Here is a 3,856-nt window from a genome sequence, read left to right on the forward strand (position 1 = left end):
CATTGGCGGCATCCCGCGCCTTGCCTCGCCCACGTTGGCCCAGCAACGCGGCTCGCCACCAAACGTCAACAGACCCTGGTGCGCATCTTGTCGGCCATCTGGGTCATTTCGTTGTAGAGCAGTTGCGGGTTCTTCTGCTTGATCGCCCAGGCCATACGGCCCTGCTCATGCGGGAGGATCATGAACTCGCCCGCGGCCACATGCTGATAGATGTAGTCGGCAATATCGCTGGCGGTGATGGGCGAGCTTTCCAGCAACTTGCCCACCTGGGCCTTCATGGCCGGCGTCGGACCGCGGAAGGAGTCCAGCAGGTTGGTCTGGAAGAACGATGGGCAGACCACGTGTACACCGATCTCCTGCTGCGCCAGCTCGATCAGCAGGCTCTCGGACAACGCTACGACGCCCGCCTTGGCTACGTTGTAGTTACTCATGGCCGGACCTTGCATCAGTGCCGCCATCGAGGCGATGTTGATGATCCTGCCTTTGCTTTTTTCCAGCAGCGGCAAGAAGGCCTTGCAGCCCTTGACCACGCCCATCAGGTTGATCGCGATCTGCCAGTCCCAGTCCTCCAGGGACAGCTCGCTGAAAAAGCCGCCGGAGGCCACGCCCGCATTGTTGACGATCACATCGATGCCACCGAACCTGACTTCGCAGGCTTGGGCGAAGGCCGTCAATTGACTGTAGTCACGCACGTCGCAGCGCTGGATGAAACCATCACCACCGGCCTCGCGGACCAGCCTCAGGGTTTCTTGCAGGCCCGGCTCACTGACATCGGACAAGGCCAGCTGCCAACCTTCACGCGCCCAGCGCAGAGCGATTTCGCGACCCAGGCCGGACCCGGCGCCAGTGATCATCATGCGATTTTGCATAGGACGTAGCCTTGTTGTTCTGGGAGAGATGCTCGCAGTGTAGCGAAGGATTTTCCTGCACCCATGACCATCAAACTGCTGAATGCCCCAGGCAAACCTTGGCCATTGAATGTTGACGCCGAAGAAGGTTACGCGCGCCACTGACGGCCCATCCCGCAAAAAACGAAATAAGCGCTCGAACCAAAACCAGTAAAGAAACTTTGAATTTTCACTGACCCGCTAAACTCAGAACAGTTAAGACGCTCGGTTCAATCCCAATGACGGTCACAACTGGCTAATGAGGAACTCGACATGGGCACAATTCTTCTCATTATTCTGATCTTGCTATTAATTGGTGGTCTGCCGGTCTTTCCGCACTCCAGAAGCTGGGGATATGGTCCATCCGGTGTCCTCGGCGTCGTCGTGGTCGTCCTGTTGGTGTTGCTATTGCTCGATAGGATTTGACCACCGACTCTATTCACAAGAGCAAAAAAAAGAGGCCCGAACGGGCCTCTTTTTTAGTGCAGCACGTACTTACTCCGGCGTGCCATCGACCACACCGGCGGTGTTATCGATCAGGCTCTTGGTCGCCGTCTGCAGGAACGCTTCCAGCTTTTGCTTCATCTGGGCGGTTGCCGGTGCATCCGGTACGACCTGGGCGCCAGGATTGGCTCCGAGCTGGTACTGGTACATCTTCGGCGCCATGTCTTTTTCCTTCGGCAGCACCAGCACCTGATCGACGGTGATGATCGCCGTGGTCTGTTCGCTGCCCGACGGCTTGATCACGCCAAAACCGGTGTCGCCTTCAGGCAGGTTCAGCAGGTCACGTCCCCAGCACTGATGACGCACTTCGCCACCCAGGCGACCCATGATGGTCGGCACGATGTCGACTTGAGTACCGACGGTGTGGTCGAGCTTGCCGAACTTTTCCTGGATGCCGGGAGCAATCATCAGCATCGGCACGTTGAAACGTCCCAGGTCCATTTCGGTGATTTGACGCTCGTTGCCAAAGCCATGGTCGCCGACGATGACGAACAGGGTTTCCTTGAAGTACGGCTCTTTACGGGCCTTCTCAAAGAACTGACCCAGCGCCCAGTCGGAGTAGCGCATGGCAGTCAAGTGCTCGTTGAGATTGCCACGGCCCGTGACTTTCTCTACCGGCAACGGAGTCGGCAACGCGTACGGGGTGTGGTTGGACAGGGTTTGCAGCAACGCATAGAAGGGTTTGCCGCCTTCACGCGCCTTGAGTTCCACCAGGCCACGGTCGAACATGTCCTGGTCGGACACGCCCCACGTCGGGTCGGAGAACACCGGGTTGATGTAATCGTTACGACCGACGAAGTTGGTCATGCCCTGGTTGCTGAAGAAGCCCGACTGGTTATCCCAGGCGAAATCACCGTTGTACACGTAGACGTCGTCGAACTTGCGCGCACTGAGCAACTGCGGCAGGCCGGACAGCTTGTGGCTGCCTTCCGGCGTCTGCATCAGGTATTCGAAGCCTGGCAGGTTCGGGAAGCAGGCCATGGTGGCGAACATGCCCTGGTGGGTGTGGGTACCGTTGGAGAAGAAGCGGTCGAACAGCAGGCCTTCCTCGGACAGCTTGTCCAGGTACGGCGTGATATTGCCAGGCGCGCCCAGGGCACCGACCGAGTGTCCGGCCATGCTTTCCATCAGGATCACCACGACGTTCTTGATCGGCAGGGTCTTGTCGGCGGGCGGCATGAAGTCACGGCGCACAGCTGCGGTATCGGCATCCACCAGTTTTTCGTCCGGCATCACCAGCATGTCGCGGACAATCTCCTGGGCTTCAGGCTGTGGCAGGGTTGCCTTCCAGATGTTGTCGCGATCTTCGGACATGCGGCTTTTCGCCGCCGCGACCAGTTGCAGCGTGCCGTTGAGGCCCAGCTGGTTGGCGAAGTTCGAGTCGGTGGTGTACACGTCACCCCAGCGCATCGGCGGGCCTTGACGCAGCGTGCCACGGGCGGCCGCTACGCAGATCAGCAGGCACACCATGAACACGGCAACGCGGGTGTACCACGGCGCCACCTGACGGGTGCTGACATTGCCACCGCTGAACGGGCCACGCGGACGGGTTGCACGGTCAGCGCCCTTGAACGCCAGGCTCAACAGCCAGGTGCCAATGACCCACGCCAGCAGGTAGCGCACCACCGGGAAGCCGTACCAGAGCATGCTCATCACGGTTTTCGGGTCTTCCTTCACATACTGGAAGACCAGGCCGTTGAGGCGCTGGTGGAACTCGCGGTAGAAATCCATCTCCATCAGGCCGAGGAACAGCGCGATGCTGGAGACAATCGTCAGCCATGAGCGGAACAGGCCACGGGCAGCCATCGCCCGGGCACTGAACAGCGACAGCAACAGCGGAATGCTGAGGTAGATCACCAGACGCAGGTCGAAACGCAGGCCGTTGGCGAAGGCTTCGAGAAAGGTCGAAGCCGGTGTATCCAGCATCATCTCCCGGTTGTAGACCAGCAGCGCCAGGCGCAGCAGGGAGAGCATCACCATCATGACCAGGGCGCAGAGCAGCGTATAAGCCAGATGGGATTTGACGGTCGGTTGCAGCAAGCGATTCGAAGCTCGCTGCTGACTCAGGGCGTCCGGGTTTGACATGTCGTTTCAGGACCCATTGGAGGTTGAAGTTACAAAAAAAGTAGTGGCGCCCAGCCCTCTCATTGCCATGTATTGCAGCAGATGGCCGGGACCTTGCGCGGAGTGCAGATGTTGCACGATCACCCACGGCTTTGCCATTTTTTACTGGCACACGCCCCAAAGTCCGACCACGGAGGCCTTGAACCTAGGGCAAGCTGAGTGTTTGACGTGAAAACGGCGCGGGCGAATTGTCTTGGAGCGATTGTGAAAATTTCGTGCAACGCATATCTGGAAACATAAAAAAGGGCCGCAAGGCTAATGCCAGTCAGTTAAGAGAAATAAAGCCGAACACGAAACCCGTGGCGAGGGAGCTTGCTCCCGCTGGGGCGCAAAGCGGCCCT

At 58.9% G+C, this 3,856-nt stretch carries 3 protein-coding genes; 1 reads left to right on the top strand and 2 read right to left on the bottom strand.

Going from position 1 to position 3,856, the window contains the following annotated elements; translation table 11 throughout:
* Positions 1 to 65: 65 nt before the first annotated feature.
* The gene (locus AC3WQN_RS25330) at positions 66 to 869 is read right to left on the bottom strand and encodes an SDR family oxidoreductase (RefSeq protein ID WP_103399154.1); all 804 of its coding nucleotides are present in this window, start codon (positions 867 to 869) and stop codon (positions 66 to 68) included.
* Positions 870 to 1,160: 291 nt separating this feature from the next.
* On the opposite strand from AC3WQN_RS25330, the gene AC3WQN_RS25335 reads away from it, so the two are divergent.
* Positions 1,161 to 1,313, top strand: coding sequence for a DUF3309 family protein (locus tag AC3WQN_RS25335; protein WP_103399155.1), 153 nt, complete (start codon positions 1,161 to 1,163; stop codon positions 1,311 to 1,313).
* A 69-nt stretch (positions 1,314 to 1,382) separates the two neighbouring features.
* Here AC3WQN_RS25335 and AC3WQN_RS25340 read toward each other — a convergent pair whose 3' ends face one another.
* The gene (locus tag AC3WQN_RS25340; protein ID WP_103399156.1) at positions 1,383 to 3,476 is read right to left on the bottom strand and encodes an LTA synthase family protein; all 2,094 of its coding nucleotides are present in this window, start codon (positions 3,474 to 3,476) and stop codon (positions 1,383 to 1,385) included.
* Positions 3,477 to 3,856: the final 380 nt, after the last annotated feature.

Source organism: Pseudomonas sp. FW300-N1A1 (assembly GCF_058789115.1).